Source organism: Cytobacillus sp. FSL W8-0315 (assembly GCF_038002905.1).
Lineage (GTDB): Bacteria > Bacillota > Bacilli > Bacillales > Cytobacillaceae > Cytobacillus > Cytobacillus pseudoceanisediminis.
In genome coordinates this window covers 1,285,476-1,306,269 of sequence record NZ_JBBOOC010000001.1, presented here as the reverse complement: position 1 = coordinate 1,306,269, position 20,794 = coordinate 1,285,476, and the positions used below count along the sequence as shown (strand labels likewise).

At 44.2% G+C, this 20,794-nt stretch carries 22 protein-coding genes; 4 read left to right on the top strand and 18 right to left on the bottom strand.

Annotated features, from left to right (window positions below; all coding sequences use genetic code 11):
• Window positions 1-121: 121 nt before the first annotated feature.
• Genes MKY20_RS06680 through MKY20_RS06660 form a run of 5 tightly spaced genes read right to left on the bottom strand, consistent with a single transcriptional unit; the run spans window position 122 to window position 5,732 of the window.
• Window positions 122-1,624 (bottom strand): aldehyde dehydrogenase family protein, encoded by a 1,503-nt coding sequence (locus MKY20_RS06680; RefSeq protein ID WP_071156429.1) that lies wholly within the window; start codon window positions 1,622-1,624, stop codon window positions 122-124.
• 20 nt (window positions 1,625-1,644) lie between these two features.
• A complete protein-coding gene (gene dapA / locus MKY20_RS06675; RefSeq protein ID WP_009331831.1) occupies window positions 1,645-2,538 on the bottom strand; it encodes a 4-hydroxy-tetrahydrodipicolinate synthase in 894 nt (297 codons plus the stop codon).
• A 31-nt stretch (window positions 2,539-2,569) separates the two neighbouring features.
• Window positions 2,570-3,523, bottom strand: a complete 954-nt coding sequence (locus tag MKY20_RS06670) for a proline racemase family protein (RefSeq protein ID WP_251175545.1) — start codon at window positions 3,521-3,523, stop codon at window positions 2,570-2,572.
• Window positions 3,520-4,557, bottom strand: coding sequence for a proline racemase family protein (locus MKY20_RS06665; RefSeq protein ID WP_251175544.1), 1,038 nt, complete (start codon window positions 4,555-4,557; stop codon window positions 3,520-3,522). The genes MKY20_RS06670 and MKY20_RS06665 overlap by 4 nt, the downstream gene beginning before the upstream one ends.
• Complete coding sequence (locus MKY20_RS06660) at window positions 4,557-5,732, bottom strand: NAD(P)/FAD-dependent oxidoreductase (protein ID WP_341000801.1); 1,176 nt, start codon at window positions 5,730-5,732, stop codon at window positions 4,557-4,559. The genes MKY20_RS06665 and MKY20_RS06660 overlap by 1 nt, the downstream gene beginning before the upstream one ends.
• 215 nt (window positions 5,733-5,947) lie before the next feature.
• Here MKY20_RS06660 and MKY20_RS06655 point away from each other — a divergent pair, with 215 nt between their 5' ends.
• From MKY20_RS06655 to MKY20_RS06640, 4 genes are all read left to right on the top strand, one after another.
• Window positions 5,948-7,561, top strand: coding sequence for a sigma-54 interaction domain-containing protein (locus MKY20_RS06655; protein WP_341000798.1), 1,614 nt, complete (start codon window positions 5,948-5,950; stop codon window positions 7,559-7,561).
• 77 nt (window positions 7,562-7,638) lie between these two features.
• Window positions 7,639-7,914 carry a (2Fe-2S)-binding protein gene (locus MKY20_RS06650; protein ID WP_071156423.1) on the top strand — a complete coding sequence of 92 codons (276 nt, stop codon included), beginning with the start codon at window positions 7,639-7,641 and terminating at the stop codon, window positions 7,912-7,914.
• Window positions 7,907-8,239 carry a (2Fe-2S)-binding protein gene (locus MKY20_RS06645; protein ID WP_217033779.1) on the top strand — a complete coding sequence of 111 codons (333 nt, stop codon included), beginning with the start codon at window positions 7,907-7,909 and terminating at the stop codon, window positions 8,237-8,239. The genes MKY20_RS06650 and MKY20_RS06645 overlap by 8 nt, the downstream gene beginning before the upstream one ends.
• Entirely contained in the window at window positions 8,236-9,474 is a 1,239-nt protein-coding gene (locus MKY20_RS06640; RefSeq protein WP_217026091.1) for an NAD(P)/FAD-dependent oxidoreductase, read from the top strand. The genes MKY20_RS06645 and MKY20_RS06640 overlap by 4 nt, the downstream gene beginning before the upstream one ends.
• Window positions 9,475-9,519: 45 nt before the next feature.
• Here the strand turns inward: MKY20_RS06640 and hisIE are convergent, their stop codons facing one another.
• The 13 genes from hisIE to hprK form a co-directional block, all read right to left on the bottom strand.
• Complete coding sequence (gene hisIE / locus MKY20_RS06635; protein WP_019383313.1) at window positions 9,520-10,164, bottom strand: bifunctional phosphoribosyl-AMP cyclohydrolase/phosphoribosyl-ATP diphosphatase HisIE; 645 nt, start codon at window positions 10,162-10,164, stop codon at window positions 9,520-9,522.
• Window positions 10,161-10,919, bottom strand: coding sequence for an imidazole glycerol phosphate synthase subunit HisF (gene hisF, locus MKY20_RS06630; RefSeq protein ID WP_009331840.1), 759 nt, complete (start codon window positions 10,917-10,919; stop codon window positions 10,161-10,163). The genes hisIE and hisF overlap by 4 nt, the downstream gene beginning before the upstream one ends.
• Window positions 10,913-11,650 carry a 1-(5-phosphoribosyl)-5-[(5-phosphoribosylamino)methylideneamino]imidazole-4-carboxamide isomerase gene (hisA, locus tag MKY20_RS06625; protein ID WP_009331841.1) on the bottom strand — a complete coding sequence of 246 codons (738 nt, stop codon included), beginning with the start codon at window positions 11,648-11,650 and terminating at the stop codon, window positions 10,913-10,915. The genes hisF and hisA overlap by 7 nt, the downstream gene beginning before the upstream one ends.
• The gene (gene hisH / locus MKY20_RS06620; protein WP_009331842.1) at window positions 11,647-12,285 is read right to left on the bottom strand and encodes an imidazole glycerol phosphate synthase subunit HisH; all 639 of its coding nucleotides are present in this window, start codon (window positions 12,283-12,285) and stop codon (window positions 11,647-11,649) included. Before hisH ends, hisA begins: the two co-directional genes overlap by 4 nt.
• A complete protein-coding gene (gene hisB / locus MKY20_RS06615) occupies window positions 12,286-12,873 on the bottom strand; it encodes an imidazoleglycerol-phosphate dehydratase HisB (protein ID WP_009331843.1) in 588 nt (195 codons plus the stop codon).
• A 15-nt stretch (window positions 12,874-12,888) separates the two neighbouring features.
• Window positions 12,889-14,160 carry a histidinol dehydrogenase gene (gene hisD / locus MKY20_RS06610; RefSeq protein WP_251175541.1) on the bottom strand — a complete coding sequence of 424 codons (1,272 nt, stop codon included), beginning with the start codon at window positions 14,158-14,160 and terminating at the stop codon, window positions 12,889-12,891.
• 162 nt (window positions 14,161-14,322) lie between these two features.
• Window positions 14,323-14,967, bottom strand: a complete 645-nt coding sequence (gene hisG / locus MKY20_RS06605; protein ID WP_341000784.1) for an ATP phosphoribosyltransferase — start codon at window positions 14,965-14,967, stop codon at window positions 14,323-14,325.
• A complete protein-coding gene (locus tag MKY20_RS06600) occupies window positions 14,964-16,148 on the bottom strand; it encodes an ATP phosphoribosyltransferase regulatory subunit (protein ID WP_251175539.1) in 1,185 nt (394 codons plus the stop codon). The genes hisG and MKY20_RS06600 overlap by 4 nt, the downstream gene beginning before the upstream one ends.
• Before the next feature lie 271 nt (window positions 16,149-16,419).
• Window positions 16,420-16,971, bottom strand: coding sequence for an acyltransferase (locus tag MKY20_RS06595; RefSeq protein WP_251175538.1), 552 nt, complete (start codon window positions 16,969-16,971; stop codon window positions 16,420-16,422).
• Window positions 16,968-17,615, bottom strand: coding sequence for a pyrophosphatase PpaX (gene ppaX, locus MKY20_RS06590; protein ID WP_019383318.1), 648 nt, complete (start codon window positions 17,613-17,615; stop codon window positions 16,968-16,970). Before ppaX ends, MKY20_RS06595 begins: the two co-directional genes overlap by 4 nt.
• On the bottom strand, window positions 17,605-18,552 hold the full coding sequence (locus MKY20_RS06585) for a nucleoside recognition domain-containing protein (protein ID WP_009331849.1): 948 nt from the start codon (window positions 18,550-18,552) through the stop codon (window positions 17,605-17,607). The genes ppaX and MKY20_RS06585 overlap by 11 nt, the downstream gene beginning before the upstream one ends.
• Before the next feature lie 19 nt (window positions 18,553-18,571).
• Window positions 18,572-19,396, bottom strand: a complete 825-nt coding sequence (lgt, locus tag MKY20_RS06580) for a prolipoprotein diacylglyceryl transferase (protein WP_009331850.1) — start codon at window positions 19,394-19,396, stop codon at window positions 18,572-18,574.
• 291 nt (window positions 19,397-19,687) lie between these two features.
• Window positions 19,688-20,623 carry an HPr(Ser) kinase/phosphatase gene (hprK, locus tag MKY20_RS06575; protein ID WP_009331851.1) on the bottom strand — a complete coding sequence of 312 codons (936 nt, stop codon included), beginning with the start codon at window positions 20,621-20,623 and terminating at the stop codon, window positions 19,688-19,690.
• Window positions 20,624-20,794 lie beyond the last annotated feature (171 nt).

The following is a 20,794-nucleotide window of genomic DNA, read 5'->3' as shown; positions in this document are numbered from 1 at the left end:
CTGTTTTAATTTATAATATTAATAATATTCAGACATATAAATGTGCAAAATGGGACATTGTAACAAAACGCTGTCCCACTCCCATCCAATTAGTACACAGGATTGATTGTCCAATTGTTCCTTAAAATTTCTCATCATGCTTGATGTTAACAAATACACTTTTCACTTCCGTATAGTTTTGTAAGCCATATTCTCCACCCATTTCGCGGCCGATGCCTGATTGTTTGTAGCCGCCGAAAGGCATAGTTTCCCATTCAAGACCAAAATCATTAATCCAGACTGTACCTGATTGCAGCTTGCTTGCAATATAATGTCCCTTTTTCATACTTTCTGTCCAGATACTTGCAGCTAAGCCATATTCACTATCGTTCGCGCGTTTAATGACCTCATTAATCGTATCGAAAACGAAAATGGACATTACAGGACCAAAGATTTCTTCACGAGCAATAACCATATGATCTTGTACATCAGCAAAAATGGTTGGCTGTACAAAATAACCTTTTTCAAATCCTTTTTCGCCCCCTGCCACGAGGCGCGCCCCTTCTTTCTTCCCTTGTTCAATATACTTAAGAACAGTTTGATGCTGTTTTGCTGAAACAAGCGGGCCCATTTCCGTTTCGGGGTTCATTCCATCACCTAACTTCATTGCATTCGCTCGTTCTGCTAAGGCTTTTACTACATGATCATATATGTTTCTCTGTACAAATACACGTGTACAAGCACTGCAGTTTTGCCCATGATTGTACATTGTTCCGTTAAATACCCCTTCAATTGCTTCCTCAAGATTAGCATCATCTAAGACAATGGCTGGCGATTTTCCGCCAAGCTCCAGCGTAACACCTTTAATTTGATCTGCAGCTTTTTTCATTACTTCTTTTCCGACAGCAGTTGATCCTGTGAATGCTACCTTATCGATATCTTTATGTGCAGTAATTGCTTCTCCCGCAACCCTGCCCGTTCCTGGCACAATATTTACAACACCATCCGGGAACCCGGCTTCCTTGAATAGCTTTCCTGCGTAGAGAAGAGATAATGGTGTTTCAGTTGCCGGTTTAATCACAATCGTACAGCCGACTGCGAGTGCAGATCCGAGCTTCCAGGCAGCCATGGCGAGCGGAAAGTTCCATGGAATAATTTGGCCTACAACCCCAACCGGCTCGTGTACAGTATAGGTTACATAATTCTTTGAAACCTGAGTTGTCTTACCAAATATTTTTGTGGCCCAGCCTGCGTAATATCTAAAATGCTGGATTGTTCCGTCGACATCATCTGCCAAGGCGACCTTATAGGGCTTTCCGTTATCCAATGATTCCAGTTGTGCAAGTTCCTCTCGATTTTCTTCTAAGAGATCCGCAAATTTATAGATTAGGCGGGAGCGTTCAGCGGCATCCATTTTTGTCCATTGGCCATCATCAAATGCTTTTCTTGCAGCAGCTACCGCAGCGTTAATATCTTCCTCTTGCGCTTCACTTACTTCTGCAATCACCTCTTCGTTTGCAGGATTAACGACGGTAAACCTTTTACCACTGATCGCCGGTACATATTTACCGTTAATATATAGCCCTTTCACACCTTCCAGGAATTCTTGAACTTTCGGTTTTAAATTGTATTTTGTCGCTTGCATATCCTCACTCCTTCACTTTTTTAGTTTTTTACTGTCTCTAAACTTGCAAGCAGGTCTTTTAGCTTTTGATCCTCCTCAGGTGATAGGCCTAGACGAGGGTAACGCGCAGGTCCGCCAGCCTGGCCGGTTAATTCCATGGCTCTCTTCACAATTTGCACATACTTTCCAGATCCTTCAAGGAACGCGCACAGTGGTAAAATACGATCATTGATTGACCAAGCTTCTTCTAACTCACCGTTTTGGAAATGGTTATACATATCTGTAACCAGCTTTGGCACAATATTTCCTGCAACAGAAATCCACCCGGTTGCTCCAACTAAGTAAGACTCCATTACAAGCTCTTCAGCACCGCAGAATACTTCAAAGTCTCCTTTTCCTTTTCTTGCAAGATCTCTTACCTTGCCAATTTCACCGCTTGATTCCTTAATGTGAGTTACATTTTTACAATCCTTGCCAATTTGAAGCATTAAATCTGCGCTCATATTAACGCCAGAAGTAAATGGGTTGTTATAAAGCATGATTGGAAGATTAACACTGCCAGATACTTCTTTAAAATGATGGTAGATTTCATTTTCCTTTGGCTTCATGTAAAAAGGGTTAATGATTAGAGCACAATCCGCTCCATGTACTTCAGCTTGCTTTGTATACTCGATTGTTTCCCTTGTTGTTTCAGCAGCTGTCCCCACAATAACAGGGATGCGGCCGCTTACTTCCTTCATAACAGTTTCTACCATCTGGAATTTTTCTTCTCTTGATAGACTGACAAATTCACCAGTACTCCCATTGATGACGATACCTGCCACACCTTGATCCACAAAGTAATTAACATTATTCTTTACACCGCCCCAATCAATCTCCTGCTCCTGTGTCATTGGTGTAATTAATACTGGATAAGCTCCTCTAATTCTAGTCATTTTAATTTTCCTCCCTATAATTAATAGTTTTTTATTTTAATAAAAACCCTGCGAATAATGGATCTGTCGGGTCTAATAAATATGTCTGCATACCCGTAATAAATCCGCGGGCTGAAAAACTAAACTCGTAACTGGTTTCAATTTGTGCTGAATACTCGGCTCTTAATTTACCTTTGAAAAGGCTTTCATTTTCAATTGGGCTGCCTGCAGATATATCGCCATTCCTTAATAAATAGCTACTGCAGGCAGCCAGAGTGCCAAATCCCGGAGAACGCACAATATAACGATCCGGACGGAAGGTTACCGTTTTGATTTTGCCTTCACTTTTTTGCGAATGATCCAGCAATATCACTCTGCTGAAAGCATATTTGCCTTCTAATGCTTCAATTGCCTTTTGCCCCCATTGATTAATAACTGGAAGGTTCTCCATCTCAATCTCAAAAGGCAGCTCTGCTTTATCAAAAATGGCATAAATATGATCGGCTTGGACTAGAGATACTTCGGTATTTAAATCAAAATAAGACACCGGCGCATTGACCTGTACAACCTGGCAAGACCCGCTTTTTAACTTAACTGATTTCACTTCACCATCTTTAATTGCTGCAGTAACAGAAACAACACCGTTAATTGTTTCAATTCTGTATACATTTGAAGGCCTGGCCTTTAATTGGCCGCACTCTAACAATGCGGTTATGACAGCAACAATTCCGCCATATTGCACCGGTACGGTTCCGTAATGATCGAAAAAGATTACAGCTGCATCGGCATCGCTTTTAAAAGGCGGGACGATCAAACAACCCATTAATCCAGCAAATCCGCGGGGCTCATTTAATAGAAGTTTAATTTCCTCCTGATAGGCAAGCGAAAACTGCTCATTCAGCTCCTGTATACTTTGATAATGAACAAATGGTCCATCCTTAACAATACGATAAGCCTGACCTGCTACGTGTACATCGGTTGCTGTATACGTCTTTTGAATTATCATTTCACATCCTCCATTTCATGTTTCATTGGGGGAATAAGTAAGAAGCCTTCTTTAAGCGGATCCTCCTCGTTATAAAAGAACCGGTGCATTCCCATTAGCCATGCTGAACCAGTGATTCTTGTAATAACAGCCTCCACACCCAGAACATCTGCTGTTTCAAGGACTTCTCCGCGGAATAAAGAGCCGACAATACTCTCATGTACAAATTCTTCTTTGATACCAATCTCCTTTTTGGCATAGAGGACAGATAATTTGGCCGAAGTACCTGTACCGCATGGTGAACGATCAATCCCGCCTGGAGGGACAACAACTGTATTTTTTACATCAGCTTCTTCATGGGTTGGCACAGTGAAAAATTCAATATGGGTCAAACCGCGAATAAATGGATATTGCGGATGAATGACATCCGTTTTTTCGTTAATTGTATTCCTAATTTTGATAGCTTTTTCAATGATTGTTGAAGCATTCTCCGGTGTCAGTTCTAATCCAACAGATTGGGCATTAATGATTCCATAGAAGTTGCCCCCATAAGCAATGTCTGCATCAACGGTTCCGATTCCCTCAACTTCAACAGAGACACTCTTTAACAGGAACGCAGGGACATTACAGAAGGAAACCTCTTTTGCTTTACCGTTCTCTACCTTTATCTCTGCCTTAACAAGACCTGCTGGTGTATCAAGCCTGATGGTAGTAACTGGCTCCTGAACAGGGAATAGCCCTGCTTCCACTAATGCTGTACAAACTCCGATTGTGTCATGGCCGCACATTGGCAAATATCCGCCGGTCTCGATATATATAACACCGATATCTGCTTCCGGATGACATGGATCTGTTAAAAGTACTCCTGACATTACATCATGCCCTCTTGGTTCATTCATCAGGAGCTTACGAATCCAATCATATTCCTTTTGCATATGAAGCATTTTTTCGGACATTGTCGCTCCTTTTAGTACTGGGAGTCCACTAATCAATGTCCTTGTCGGATTTCCGCCCGTGTGTGTATCAATGGTTGTAAAAACCCGATTGGCTTTCATCAGCTCCTCTCCCTTTCCTTAAATCGAGAAAATCTCAGCGGTTCAATTGGGATGCAAGTTTCCTTTTCATTAAGCATTTCCTCTATCACTTTTCCAGTAACAGCGGCAAGGCTAATTCCGTCTCCCTCATGACCAGCTGCAATATAATAGTTAGGAATTCCTTCCACTTCTGACACAATTGGCAAGTGATCCTCCGTCCAGGGCCGTAAGCCAGCATAAGTACGTATGACCATCATGTCAGCCATTTTCGGATAGAATCTAATGGCCCTATTGGCAATGCATTTAATAATTTCATTATTGATTTTTGTATTAAACCCAACAAATTCACGGCTGCTTCCAATCAGGAAGTTTTGACTTTCAGTCGGTTCAAAAACAAGTGCTACTCCGTATTTTTCAGTAATCGGGTCAACCTGGCGCTTGCCGCCAAATTTTGATATTAAATAGCCAAATTCCATGACTTTTCTTGGCCCAACAAAATCCTGGCGTGATGCGACCATAATGTGGCCTTTTCTTGGTTTAATTGGAATAGACAAGTCCAGCATCTCACCGATATATGGAGCCCATACACCTGCCGCATTAATGACATAGTTAGCGGTGAAGGTCCCATTGGATGTTTCAACGCTAAATGTACCGTCCGTCTTCCTTCTCATTCCGGTAACCTCAGTTTGTTTATGGGCTTTAGCGCCCATCTCCTTTGCCCCCTCAAGAAGGTTAAAGGCAAGTAGATATGGATTGACTGTAGAATCTGTTGCACACTCTAAGCCGCCTAATAAATCATCAGCAAAATACTTGGAGTCTTGGCGGATGTCCTGTCTGTCCAGCATCCTGAACGGCAAACCGGCCTCACTCTGACGGTCAACCCACTTTTGTGCTGCTTCCATTTCTTCTTCTGTCTCGCATACAAGGATGCTTCCGGGAGCCCGATATTCAAAAGGCTGTTTCAATTCTCTGCTTAATTCATCTACTAATTTCTGACTGACAAGTGACATTTGACTATCGAAGCCAGGATCTTTATCAATAGCTAAAATATTTCCGTCACAGCGGGAAGACGTGCCACTGACAAATTCACCTTTTTCAATAACTGTTACATATCTTCCAGATTTAGAAGTATAATAGGCAATTGCACAGCCTATGATTCCCCCGCCTATAACCAAAACGTCACAATGATATTTCACAAAACCAACTTCCCTTCGTCTTGTTACATCATTTTATTAATGCAAATAACATGCCAACTTTTTATATCTTACGCAGAAATAAGAACCTTCTAATAATTTTGCTGCTAACCCAAATATAGATTTTTTTGACCTGTTCTTAATTGTCAAAAAATTTGATAAAATAGTGTATAAAATATTGAACAGTGTATAAAAAATTTTACATTCAGGAGGCTGTCATGTTTGAATTTCCGTCAGTCAAAGAAATAATTGAAAGTAATTTTATCTGTCTGAACCAAGTTGATAATGAAGGCGCTTTACCAAAAGTTTATTTGGATGATTCCTTTGCTGCATTAGCTGATGCTTGCAAGCGCTATGCAGCCGTTGCCGTTGTAAATTCAGGCGGCCAAGTACTCGGCTGCATCACAAATGAACAAATCATTGATTTTTTGTATGATTCCTACAATCAATTAAAGGCTTTCTATGAGGCTGTCATCAAAACATCGGACGCTTCAGTCACAGTGATTGATGCTGATGAACGTGTCCGCACATGGACCGAAGGAGCTGAAAAAATTTTCTCTGTAAAAAAAGATGAGATTGTGGGCAAACCAATAATAGAATTCTTTGAACATCAGAATCTGCAAATCTTAGAATCCTTATACAAAGGAAAGAGAATACAAGGAAAGCATCACCAGCCAAGATCTGATCTCTTTGTCCTAATAAATTCAAACCCTGTTTACTTTAATGGACGCATTATCGGGGCAGTTGTGTCGGAAACTGATGTGACAAGCCAGGTTGTTCTTAATGAAAAATTATTTAATATGTCGACTGAGGTTCATCGTTTAGAACAGGAGATGGCGAAATACAGACCTTCAGATCCCTTCAGATACATTAAAGGGAAAAGCGCTGTGATGGAAAAGACGGTGCAAATGGCAAAAAAGGTGTGCTCTGTCCGTTCAACTGTATTGATCTTAGGAGAAAGCGGAGTCGGCAAGGAGGTCTTTGCCAAATCCATTCATGAGGCAACTGAAGGACCTGAAGCTCCATTTATTTCAATTAACTGCGGTGCTATTCCAGCCTCATTATTTGAAAGCGAATTATTTGGCTATGAACGCGGCGCCTTTTCCGGTGCGGATCATAGAGGAAAAAAAGGAAAAATTGAGCTTGCTAAAGGGGGCACTCTTTTTCTGGATGAAATTGGTGAAATGCCTTTAGAAATGCAGGTCAAGATGCTTCGTGTTCTTCAAGAAAGAAAATATTACAAGGTTGGCGGTGAAAAAGAAATTGAGGCTAATTTCCGGGTAATTGCTGCAACAAATAGGGATTTAAAAGAATTAATAAAAGAAGGCCAATTCCGGGAGGATTTATATTATCGGCTAAATGTTGTCAGTTTAAAAATTCCTCCTTTAAAAGAACGCTGTGAAGATATCGTTGAACTAATTCATTACTTTTTAAATGATTTTTCACTGCGCTATCAGCGGCCGATCCATCATTTTTCACAGGAAGTTATGCAAGAGATGCTTCAATATGATTGGCCGGGCAATGTTCGGGAGCTGCGTAATGTCGTTGAACGTCTGGTTGTTTTTGCAACAGATGGAGTCATTCGAAAAGAATATTTGCCATTTCACTCAGCAATGAGCTATTCAGCTGTATCTGATACGGACCTTCAGGAAAACAACATAGAAATGAAAACGGTCATTGTGCCTCTTCAGGAGGAAATGGACCAGCACGAAAAGAAGGTACTCGAAAAAGCATTGGCATTAACCAGCGGCAACAAATTAGAATGCTCGAAAAAACTGGGAATCACCCGGGCGACCCTTTACAATCGTCTAAAACATCTTGGCTTAAGCTAATTTGAAATACTGGCTTCAAAGTTGGTACGATTTTTGCATTATATTTTTACATGTACCTGAAGAGGAGGGATTTCCAAATGAATAACAATGAGGCACTTATGATCTGTCGTTGTGAAGAGGTTACCTATGGGCGGCTTTTCGCAACAGCAAAAGAACATCAATGTACATCCAGGGAACTGAAGCTTAGAACAAGAGCTGGAATGGGGTTTTGTGGAGGACGCACTTGCAGGGTCATGGTCGATCGGATTATTGAAAGTATCGTACCTAATACAGGAGAAGGTGAAATTCCTTTAAAATATCAGCCTCCAATTCGCCCTGTAACTTTTGGAACGGCAGGTGAAAAGAATGACTAGAATTATAGATCATCCGGTTTTAGGAAAATTAGATGATAGAAAAAAGATTCCATTCACTTTTGATGGGAAAGTATATGAAGCATTTGAAACTGAAACAATCGCGGCAGCTCTGCTGGCAAACGGTGTGAGAACACTGCGTGTTCATGAGGAAAGTGGAACACCAAGAGGGTTTTATTGCAATATCGGCCACTGTATGGAATGCCGTGTAAATGTTAATGGGCAGGCCAATATAAGAGCCTGTTTAACTGTTGTGAAGGAGAATATGGTTGTTGAAAGAGGAAAACAGCATCCTAATATTGTTAAAAGGATGGTGGAGAATCTATGATAGATGTAATCGTTATTGGAGCTGGACCAGCCGGTTTAGCTGGTGCCATAACCTGTGCTGAATACGGCTTAAAAGTTACCGTCATTGATGAATTTGTCAGGCCAGGCGGAAGATTAATCGGTCAATTGCACCAGGAACCGTCTGGAGAATGGTGGAATGGAATAAAAGAATCCACTCGTATGCATAACGAAGCACAGAAACTCTCTGTAGATATCCGCTGCGGCGTTTCTGTATATAACCTTGAAAAAGATAAGGATTGCTGGAATGTTCATACTAATATAGGAACACTGATAGCTCCTTATGTGCTGGTAGCAACTGGTGCAGCTGAGTTCCCTATTCCTGTGCCAGGCTGGACTCTTCCAGGTGTTATGTCCATCGGGGCTGCACAGGTCATGACGAATGTTCATCGTGTTGAGGTTGGCAAAAAAGGCATCATCATTGGTGCTAACATTTTAGCATTTGCGATTTTAAACGAGCTCCAAATAGCCGGAATTAATGTGGAACATATTGTACTGCCAGAAAAGAGTCCGCTTAGCCAAAAAGCGGGAGAACCTGAGGAAGTCTTGAAGTCACTTCTAAATGCGGCCCATCTTGCCCCGTCACCCATTTTGCGGCTGGGCAGTCGCTTTATGAGAAATAGAGGATTCCGCAAATTAGGGATGAAATTTTATCCTAAAAGCGGCGTTAAGGTGAATGGAACACCATTGCAGCTTAGAAAAGCAGCACTTGAAATTCTTGGAAAGGATCAGGTAGAAGGCGTACTCACTGCAGAAATAGATGTGAATGGTAACGTAATCAAAGGTACAGAAAAAATTTACGAAGCAGATTTCGTGTGTATCGCAGGCGGCTTGTATCCGTTAGCAGAGCTTACAGCAGTTGCCGGATGCCCATTCCAATACGTTCCAGAACTTGGGGGACATGTTCCGCTTCATTCTGAAAAAATGGAAACTCCGCTCGAAGGATTATTTGTTGCCGGGAATATCACCGGCATTGAAAGCGGAAAAATCGCCATGGCCCAAGGAACAACAGCAGGCATTTCGATTGCTAAACACGCTGGAAAGGGCAGCACCGACATCAACAAGAAGCTTGAACAGGCATTGAAAAATGTTCATACTGTCCGTCAAAACGCTGCCATCCAATTCAACCCTGAAATTGCAAACGGCCGGAGGAAAATCTATGAACTTTGGGAGGATCTTTATAGGAAAGAACAGGATTCTTTAAAGGAAATAGGATAAAATGTAATGATCCAATAGCAAATTTTCGTAAAATAACCGCCCTCCCTATTCGGAGGCCGGTTCGCTTTTCTTGTCATGCCGTTTATTCAGTATTTTTAATACCTCATTAAAAGGCAGTTCCTGCTCCCGCAGCAGCACCATCAAATGATAAATCAGGTCGGCTGCTTCCCATTTCAGTTCGTCCTTATCACGGTTTTTCGCAGCGATGATGACTTCTGCGGATTCTTCGCCGACCTTCTTCAGGATTTTATCCACGCCCTTTTCAAAAAGATATGTCGTGTATGCTCCTTCAGGGCGTGTCTTTTCCCGTTCTTCAATGACCTTTTCAAGTGTATAAAGGATTTCGTACTCAGATAAGCCGCCTGACCCTTCCCCGTATACTCTTTCCTCAAAGCAGCTGACTGTTCCATTGTGGCAGGCAGGACCTGCTGGTTCAACCATAACCACAATCGCATCCTGATCACAGTCAAGCTTCATTTCAACAATTTTCTGTGTGTTGCCGCTTGTTGCCCCTTTGTGCCAAAGCTCATTGCGGGAACGGCTGAAAAACCAGGTCTCACCTGTTTCCGCCGATTTTAAAAGGGATTCCCGATTCATATATGCTAACGTTAATACTTCTTTTGTTTTTGCATCCTGTACAACTGCAGGGATCAGTCCCTTTTCATCGAACTTTACACTTTCAATATTCATCGGACAACCACCCCTTTTTCCTCAATATATGACTTTACTTCTGCAACAGACGTTTCTTTATAGTGAAAAATCGATGCAGCCAATGCGGCATCCGCTTTTCCATCGATAAATGCTTCAGCAAAGTGATCAGCATTTCCGGCACCGCCTGAAGCAATTACCGGAATCGAAACCGCCTCGCTGACTGCTTTTGTCAGCTTAATATCGAAGCCTTTTTTCTCACCGTCAGAGTCCATGCTTGTGAGTAAAATTTCTCCGGCCCCGCGCTCCGCTGCTTCATGGGCCCAAGCGATGACCTCAAGGTCAGTCGGTGTCCGTCCGCCATGTGTGTACACGCGCCAGGAACCAAGGTCTTCATCGTATTTTGCATCAATCGCAACAACGATGCACTGTGATCCGAAAAAATTTGCCCCTTCTGTAATTAAATCAGGATTGTTTACGGCAGCTGTATTGAGAGAAACCTTATCAGCCCCTGCCCGCAAAATTCGTTTCATATCTTCCAGCGCGTTAATCCCGCCGCCGACTGTAAATGGAATGGCAAGCTCAGACGCAACAGCCTTTACAACCTCAACCATAGTTTTCCGACCTTCATGTGAAGCGGAGATATCGAGGAAGACCAGCTCGTCAGCTCCCTGCTCATCATAAAATCGGGCAAGCTCAACCGGATCTCCGGCATCACGCAGCTGCACGAATTGGACCCCTTTTACCACACGGCCGTCTTTTACATCCAGACAGGGAACGATGCGTTTCGTCAGCATGATTCCTTCACCTCTTTCAGAGCTTCCGCTACGGTAAAACGGCCTTCATAAATGGCCTTTCCGACAATGGCGCCAGCAACACCTTCTGAAGAATACTCCCGCAGCTTCGCCAAATCAGCCAGCTGGCTGACGCCGCCAGATGCAATGACACTTTTTCCGGTTTCCCCTGCAAGCAGACGAACAGCTTCAATATTTGGCCCCGATAACATTCCGTCTGTTGCGATATCTGTAAAAATAAAAGTTTCCGCACCTGCGTCGGCAAATCGCCTTCCTAAGTCAACTGCCCTCACTTCAGACGTTTCCAGCCAGCCATGTGTGGCCACAAAGCCATTTTTCGCATCAAGGCCGACTGCAATGGCTTTGCCGTATTTGCGGATCATTTCAATAGCAAACTCAGGATTGGAGACGGCGATGCTTCCAATTATTACGCGTGTTACGCCATTATCCAGATAATGCAGGATGTCTTCTTCCGTACGGATTCCCCCGCCGATCTGGACGGAGGCGCCAAGTTCGCGGGAAGCCTGAATGACATATTGATCATTAACCCGCTTCCCATCCTTTGCCCCGTCTAGATCTACCATATGAATCCAGTCTGCTCCTTCATCAGCAAACTTTTTGGCCATATCAAACGGAGAGTCGCCATACACCGTTTCCTTATCGTAATCCCCCTGCAGCAGCCGGACGCACTTGCCGCCTCTCATATCGATTGCCGGATAGATCGTAAAACTCATTTCACAGACATCCTTTCTTCAACCAGCTCGGTAAAATTGCGTAAAAGCGCCATGCCGAGCGAACTGCTTTTTTCAGGGTGGAACTGCATGCCGAACACATTGCCCCTTCCGGCAACTGCCGGCACTTCTACATCATACATACTTCTGCTGATAACAACTTCTCTATCATCTGTATCTACAAAGTAGGAGTGGACGAAATAGACATAATCTTCATTAAGTCCTTTTAAAATTGGCGAACCCTGTAAGAATTCAAGACGGTTCCAGCCCATATGCGGAACTTTATACGTTTCGCCTTCTGCTGTTGCACCGGGAAAACGCCTCACATGGCCAGGGAGAAGCTTCAGGCCTTCCGTCATGCCATTCTCCTCACTGCTCTCAAATAAAAGCTGCATGCCAAGGCAAATGCCAAGAAGCGGCTTGCCTGTATCAGCAAACTCCTTTACCAGATCTGCCAGACCTGTAGAATTTAAGATGGTCATGGCATCTTTGAAAGAGCCGACACCCGGCAGAATTAAGGCGTCTGCTTTAAGGAGCTCGTCTTTATTTTCAGAAAGGAAATAAGGAACCTCCAACCGTTCAAGCGCTTTACTGACACTGAACAAATTCCCCATTCCGTAATCGATGATGCCGATCATTTACAACATCCCTTTCGTTGATGGAACTCCCTTAATCCTTGGATCAATCGTTGTTGCCTCATCAAGCGCACGAGCGAGTGCTTTGAAAATCGCTTCGATAATGTGGTGTGTATTCTGTCCATAGTGGACGATGACATGCAGGTTCATTCTGGCTTCAAGTGCAAGTTTCCAAAGAAACTCGTGAACAAGCTCGGTATCAAATGTACCGACTTTTTGGCTCGGGAACTCGGCACGCATCTCCAAGTGAGGGCGGTTGCTGAGGTCAACTGTAACTTGAGCCAATGCTTCGTCCATCGGAACGAAAGCATTTCCATAGCGCTTAATGCCTTTCTTATCGCCTAAAGCGTCCTTCAGTACCTGGCCTAAGCAGATGCCAATGTCCTCTGTTGTGTGGTGATCATCCACGTCTGTATCGCCATTTGCAACGATGTTCAAGTCAAATTGTCCGTGCTTGGCAAACAGGTCCAGCATATGCGTCATAAAAGGCACCCCTGTTTCCAGATCGCTTTTGCCTTCGCCGTCTATATTTAAGGATAGAGTGATATTCGTTTCATTGGTTTTACGTGAAATTTCAGCAGTTCTGGCCATGATTATTCCTCCAGCTTATTTTCTTAGTCTTGTTTCAATGGATCTGGCATGGGCTTCAAGGCCTTCCAGACGCGCAAAGGCCGCTATTTTTTCGCCATTATCCTTTAATGCTTTTTCACTGTATAAAAGAATACTTGATTTCTTTTGAAAATCCTCCACATTAAGCGGGCTTGAGAAACGGGCCGTTCCGTTTGTCGGCAGGACGTGGTTCGGGCCGGCAAAATAGTCACCGACCGGTTCAGGGCTAAACCTCCCGAGGAAGATTGCTCCGGCGTGACGAATCCGTCCGAGAAGCTCCATCGGATTCTCCGTTAAAATCTCCAGATGCTCAGGAGCCAGACTATTCACCGTTTCAATAGCTTCATCCATGTTTTCCGCCACATAGACAGCACCATAGTTTTCGATTGATTGAAAGGCAATTTGCTGCCTTGGCAGCTCAGCCAGCTGGCGGTCCACTTCTCTTGAGACCTGCGCTGCAAGCGCTGATGATGGTGTCACAAGGACTGCACTTGCCATAGGGTCGTGTTCGGCCTGTGATAAAAGATCTGAAGCCACTTCATCTGCGTGTGCCGTATCATCTGCTAAAATCGCAATCTCACTGGGGCCTGCGATCATATCAATATCAACGTCCCCGAAAACTTCACGCTTTGCAAGAGCGACAAAGATATTTCCGGGACCTGTAATTTTATCAACAGGAGCTATCGTTTCGGTTCCATATGCAAGAGCGGCAATTGCCTGGGCACCGCCTGCTTTATAGATTTCTTCTGCTCCTGCAATTTTGGCCGCAGCAAGGACCGCAGGAGGCAGCTTTCCAGTCTTTTTATCAGGAGGAGAGGTAATGACGATCCGTTTGACGCCCGCAACTTTTGCCGGGATCACATTCATAAGTACTGATGATGGATAGGCAGCCGTACCGCCTGGGACATACAGGCCGACTGAATCAAGCGGTGTGATCTTTTGGCCAAGCACTGTGCCGTTTTCTTCTGTTGTCATCCAGGAAGGACGCAGCTGCTTTTCATGAAAAGACCGGATATTCTCGGCAGCTTCTTTAATGATCTCCAGGATTTTTCCATCCACTTGACTAAAAGCTTCCTCTATTTCAGCCTGCGATACCTTGAAATCATCCAGGGATATGCCATCAAATTTTTCTGTGTAATCTTTTAATGCCTGATCTCCGTTTTGGCGGACTGATTCAATTATATCTTTTACAATCGCCCGCTGTTCTTCTGTTCCGTTATCAACAGACCGTTTAATTGAAATCTGGTCAATTACTTTTAAAATTTTCATAGACCTCTACATCCTTTATCGCAGATTAACGGGCAGTAATATCCCTACCTCATATTTTCAATCAAGACCTAATTAGAAATCAGGTAGGGATAAACTGCCCATAAAGGCCCGATTGGTTCAACTAACCATCAGTGGAAGAACACCACTGATGGAAGTTTCACTTTAAGTACGAATTTCTTCTCCAGCTATTACTTCCGTAAGACGTCCAACCAGCTCGCTTATGCGTTCATCCTTCATGCGGTAGCTGACAGGATTGACAATCAATCTTGAAGTGATGCCGACGATGGTTTCGTATTCAACGAGCCCGTTCTCTTTTAACGTTCGGCCGGTTGATACGATGTCCACGATCCGGTCTGCCAGCCCGATCATAGGCGCAAGCTCTATGGAACCGTTCAATTTAATGATCTCCACCTGCTCCCCCTGCTCACGGAAATACGCTGCCGCAATCTGCGGATACTTCGTTGCAATTTTAGGAGCAACATCGTTCAGCCTGGTATTTGGCAGTCCTGCGACCGCGAGATAGCAGGCGCTGATCTTTAAATCAAGAAGCTCGTAAACATCCCGCTCTTCTTCAAGCATTACATCCTTCCCCGCAATCCCAAGGTCTGCCACACCATGCTCTATATAAGTTGGCACATCCATCGGCTTTGCAAGGATAAAGCGAAAATTCTCTTCAGGTACATCTATAATCAATTTACGTGAATCATCAAATTCCGGAGGCAATTGAAAGCCTGCCTGGCGGAGCAATTCAGCCGCTTCTTCAAAAATGCGGCCCTTTGGCATCGCAATCGTTAAAACATCACTCATTTTATGCTCTCCTTTCCAGCTTTTCCGACTAAAAAGGTAATATCCTCATATTGGCTGGTGCAGGCATCGATGTCCTTGACACCGCTAATATCCTGCAGAACCACTTTCTTTCCGGCAGAACGTTCCTTCTTCGCAAAATCGAATGCCTCTTTGCGGCGTTCCGGACTGTATAGAACGCAGTACACAGGTTCAGCCGCAATGCTGTCTTCCAGAGCCTCAAGCAGGCGGTCCATTCTGATGGCAAAGCCGGTTGCTCCCGTATCTTTTCCGAACTTTTGGAGCAGCAGATCATAGCGGCCGCCATTTCCGATCGGGAAACCAACATTTTCCGCATATACCTCAAAAAGAATGCCCGTGTAGTAGCTCATATGGCTGACGAGCGTTAAATCAAATTTAACTGTCCCTTCCTGGCCGTAGTCCTGCATAATGCCCCAAAGCTGTTCGAGCTCGGCTAATGCTTTTTTTCCTGTGCCGTTTTCCAGAAGGCCATAAGCAATCTCAATGACTTCTTCCCCGCCTCTTAATTTAAGGAAATCGAGAAGCCTTTGTTTATCAATGGATGAAAGAGCCAGGCTCTTAACATGTTCTCTGTACCCGACATAATTTTTCTCATATAAAAATCTTGTCAGGTTTTCCACTCTTTCTTCCGTTCCTAAAATCTGCTGGAAGAAGTCCCGGACAAAACCGATGTGGCCGGCGGAAAGCTGGAAGTTCTGAAGACCAGCTTCTTTTAAAGCAGAGATCATCATCGCCATCCCTTCGCCATCCGCACTGATCGTATGGTCGCCAATGCATTCAACACCGATCTGCTCAAACTCAGCTGGCCTGCCGCCCTCCCGCTGCTGGGCGCGGTATACATTGGCAGAATATGCAAGCCTTATAGGCAGCTCGTCTTTTAAAAGACGGGATGCTGCCACCCTTGCGATCGGCGCTGTCATATCCGGCCGCAGCACAAGGGTATGGCCCTGCTGATCAAGCAGCTTGAACAGCTGCTGATCAAGTATTGCTGATGCCGCTCCAACTGTTTCGTAATATTCGAGTGCAGGCGTTTCGATAAACTGATAGCCCCACCGTTTCATTTCCTCCTGGATGGATGACCGGACTGCTGCCTTTCTTTCATATAAATCTGGTAATGTATCTCTCATGCCTAACGGCTTTTCAAACATAAATAATCGGCTCAAAAGTATTCACCTCTATGACTTAAAAATTCCGAATCCTTTAGTTCGCTAATATGGTAGCAAATTGAAGTTATATGTAGTTTAACGCGCAAATTCTATGCCGTCAACCAAAAGAATCAGAAAAATAAAAAAGACTCCCTTTTTTTAAAAACGAGCTTTCATATAGTTTGTACTTTTTTGGAAAGGTTATTTGAGTTAAAGACTTGCATCTAAATATATCGAGCATCTTTTGGAATCTATCCAACATCTCACAATAATAAAAAAAACCGCCAGCCTAAGCTAACGGAGTTTGGTCTTTATTAATGCCATATATCGGATCATCCGCCCAGCGTGCGGCAAGTTCTTCCTTTGTATAGATGACACGCATCGGGTTGCCGCCAACAAAAGCGCCAGACGGGACATCTTTATGAACAAGCGTTCCAGCTGAAACAATCGCACCATCTCCGATCGTGACGCCGGGAAGAATGGTTGAATTGGCGCCAATCATGACTTCGCTGCCAATTTCAACCCTCCCGAGGCGATATTCCTTAATCAAATATTCATGGGCGAGGATCGTAGTGTTATATCCAATGACCGTGTTGCGGCCGACACATATTTTTTCCGGGAACATGACGTCCAGCATAACCATGAGTGCGAATGATGTCTGATCCCCCACCTTCATTCTCAGGAAATTACGATAGAGCCAATTTTTCATACCCAGAAATGGCGTGTAGCGCGCAAGCTGGATCACAATAAAGTTTTTGACCACCTTCAAGAACGGAACCGTTTTATACACATGCCAGAGAGAATTGCCTCCCTCTACCGGAAAACGCTCCGTTTTTCTCATTGGTTTTCTGCCTCAAGAATATCGAGCAGGTCAGCCATATTGTCCAGCATATAATCCGGTTCAAAGCGCGCGAGGAAATCACGGCCTTTCGCTGTCCAGGCAACACCAGCCGTTTTTGTGCCGGCGTTTTTTCCTCCATCGATATCGTGCGAATTATCGCCGACCATAATAGCTTCTTCCGGCTTCGCATCCAGCAGGCTTAATGCCTTCAAGATTGGCTCCGGATCGGGCTTTGGCTTATCCACGTGGTCGAGCGTAACAACCACGTCGAAAAACTGGTCAAGATTTGTCAGCTTTAAGCCCTTTTCAACTACATTGGAAACTTTTGTCGTAACAATGCCCAGTTTATATCCCGATTCTTTTAAAGTCCGAACCGTTTCAAATACGCCAGCAAATTCTTTCACAAGCACGTCGTGGTTCTTAATATTGTACTCCCTGTAAACCGAGATCATCTCCTCCACTTTTTCCGGGTTGATGGACTCGAATGTTTCATGCAGGGTCGGCCCCATGAATGGGAGAACATCTTCCCGCTGATAGCGGTCTGGATAATATTTTCCCAGCGTATGCAAAAATGAGGAAATAATCAATTCGTTTGTGTCGATCAATGTTCCATCTAAGTCAAATAATAGTGTGTTAATGCTCATATGTTGCTTCCTTTCTTTTTGCCAGATCAGCACGCTTCCAGATCGCTGCCACTGCCAATGTCAGGATAATTGCCACACCCAGGCGAATCAGCAGAAGCGGTAACACCGGAATGCCAAGCGGCACAAAAATCAAAGTATCTTCAACGACTGCGTGGCAGGCAACGAGGAAAATAAATGCGATCGTTACATCTCGTTTACTGACGCCATCTTCCTCTACTGCCTGAATCATGACGCCCGCCCCATAGGCAAGGCCAATCAGCAAGCCGGCTGCAAGAGTTGTAGACGTATTTTCTTTCATTCCAAGTGCCCTGGTCACAGGCGCCATCCATTTTGAAAAAACAGCAAGCCATTGCTTATCTTTTAAGATTTGAATAATAATCATCAGTGGAATGACGATGATGGCAAGCTGGAGAATACCGAGCAATGCAGTCTGCAGTGCATCCAGCAGGATGGGCAATGCACCGGATACCAGCTCTTCTTTTGCCGGAATAAATCCGTACTTAGCAGTTTCGGATCCTCCCTGCCAAACAAGGTTGATCACAATCGCGCTTAAAAGCGCCAGTCCGATGCGTACTGCCAGAACGACCCAAAGCTTAACGCCGACCTTCAATGCCACTCCGGTTTCAATCAGCATATTATGTGAAAAAGACAGCATGACGGCAATAATAAATACTTCTTTAACCGAGAGATCGAGCGTTAAAATGGCTCCAATCCCCGCATACAAATTTAAGAAGTTCCCCAATACAAGCGGTATGGCTGCATCTCCTGACAGCCCAATCAGATTCATAAGGGGCGTGATCAGCTTGATTACCCATGGAAGCACTGGCGTATGCTGAAGCAGTGCCACAATCAGCGTGACCGGGAAAATGACTTTCCCGAGTGTCCATGTTGTCTTTAAGCCGGCCATCAGCCCCCGTTTGCAAGATTCAACCAGCATCTCTACTCTCCCCTGTCCGTTATTTCCCCTCGGCTTTATCCAAATAACGAGCTTTGGCAAGACCCTCTGCTCTTCTATAAAAAATCAGGACTAGCGCACCAATAATAAGAACGATAGATATCGTCTGAGCAATCCTTAAATTCTCAGTAAGCATCAGGCTGTCGGTCCGCAGGCCTTCTACAAAGAAACGGCCGATCGAATACCAGATTACATACGAGAGGAAAAGTTCCCCGCGCCTTAAGTTTGCTCTTCTTAATAATATAAGAATGATAAACCCAATGATATTCCAGATTGATTCATATAAAAACGTCGGATGATAATAGGCACCGTTAATATACATCTGGTCAACGATAAATTCAGGCAAATACATATTTTCCAGGAATGCCCGGCTGACTTCCCTGCCATGAGCCTCCTGGTTCATGAAGTTGCCCCAGCGCCCGATTGCCTGCCCTAAGATGATGCTTGGCGCTGCAATATCAGCCAGCTTCCAGAACGATATCTTCCTTTTCTTTGCAAAAACATAAGCTGTGATGACAGAACCAATCAAAGCTCCATGAATGGCAATTCCGCCATTCCAAATTTTAATGATTTCACCCGGATTCTGCGAGTAAAAATCCCATTGAAAAATAACGTAATAGATTCTTGCAGAAATAATCGCAATGGGAATGGCCCACAGCATCAAATCGGCAAAAATATCTTTAGGGAGTCCCCTTCTCTCCCCTTCTCTCATCGCGATAATGAGTGCAAGTGCAATGCCAACACCGATAATCAGGCCGTACCAGTGGACCTGAATTGGCCCAAGGGATATGGCAATCGGATCTAACGGCTGAATATTTTTTTCCATGATCACTTCTCCTTCTCATCGAAAAGCGCAAGGCGCCCGCTCATCGGCGGCAAGCATAAGACAAGCCGGCATGAAGGCTGTTTTTTAACCTTTGTGACGGATTGGCTTAGACCTGAGAGCCGATGGCGCCTGGAGCTAGACAGTTATCTAAGTTCAAAGATATAAATTCTATTATTGCAAGAAAAGCGCATGCACCTCTGGGGTGGTTTTTGCCACACGCGCTATAGATCCTAAGCTAGTCAGGCTTATCAGCTTTCAATCAAACGTTTGATTGAAAGTGTTTTGCCCTCTTTAACGATCATCATGGTCTCCGTCCTCAATCACATCCGACAGGCGGTTCGTGAACTGTTCCGCTGCATTCATCCCCATTCTTTTTAATCGGAAATTCATGGCAGCCACTTCAATGATGACAGCCAGGTTTCGTCCGGGTCTTACCGGAATGGTCAGCTTTGTAACTTCTGTATCGATGATTTTCATCTTTTCTTCATCAAGGCCAAGACGGTCGTACTGCTTTTTCGGATCCCACAGCTCCAAATTCATGACCACAGAGATTTTCTTATAGCTGCGGACTGCTCCAGCACCAAACAGGGTCATGACATTGATAATGCCGAGGCCGCGGATTTCAAGCAGATGTTCAATCAATTCCGGTGAGTTTCCGACCAGGTAATCTTCATCTTCCTGCCTGATCTCCACGCAGTCATCCGCAACAAGGCGGTGTCCCCGCTTAACTAGCTCAAGCGCCGTCTCACTCTTACCAACTCCGCTTTTTCCAGTTATCAGTACCCCTACCCCATAAATATCGACAAGGACGCCATGTACAGCTGTGGTTGGAGCAAGCTTGCTTTCCAGAAAATTGGTCAGCAAACTGGAAAAACGAGTCGTTTTCTGTTTGGAGCGGAGCAGCGGAACCGATTCTCTCTCTGCCGCTTCAATCAGTTCGTCAGGTATATCCAGTCCTCTCGTGACGATTATGCCGGGTGTAATATCTGTACAGAGCCGTTCAAGCCGGATCTCCCGCTCGGAATTATTTAACTTTTCAACAAAAGACAGCTCGGTTTTCCCGACCAATTGAATACGTTCAGCCGGATAGTAATCAAAATAACCAGCCATCTCCAGGCCCGGACGGGAAATATCACTCGTCGTAATCGGCCGGTTAATGCCTTCCTCTCCGGCAATCAATTCGAGCCCAAATTTTTCTATAATATCTTTTGTGCGCACTTTTACCAAAATAGGTTCCTCCTTTAATGCTGGCACTTCTGGATGATCTCTTTATATGTAACTTATAATTTCTAAAAAATTCACTCTGAAGTTTCACTCTATTTTAGCACTTTTTAACGCAGAACCAAATTTCTGAAAACGATTTTTACAAAATTAACACTAGGCCCATATGCTTAATCC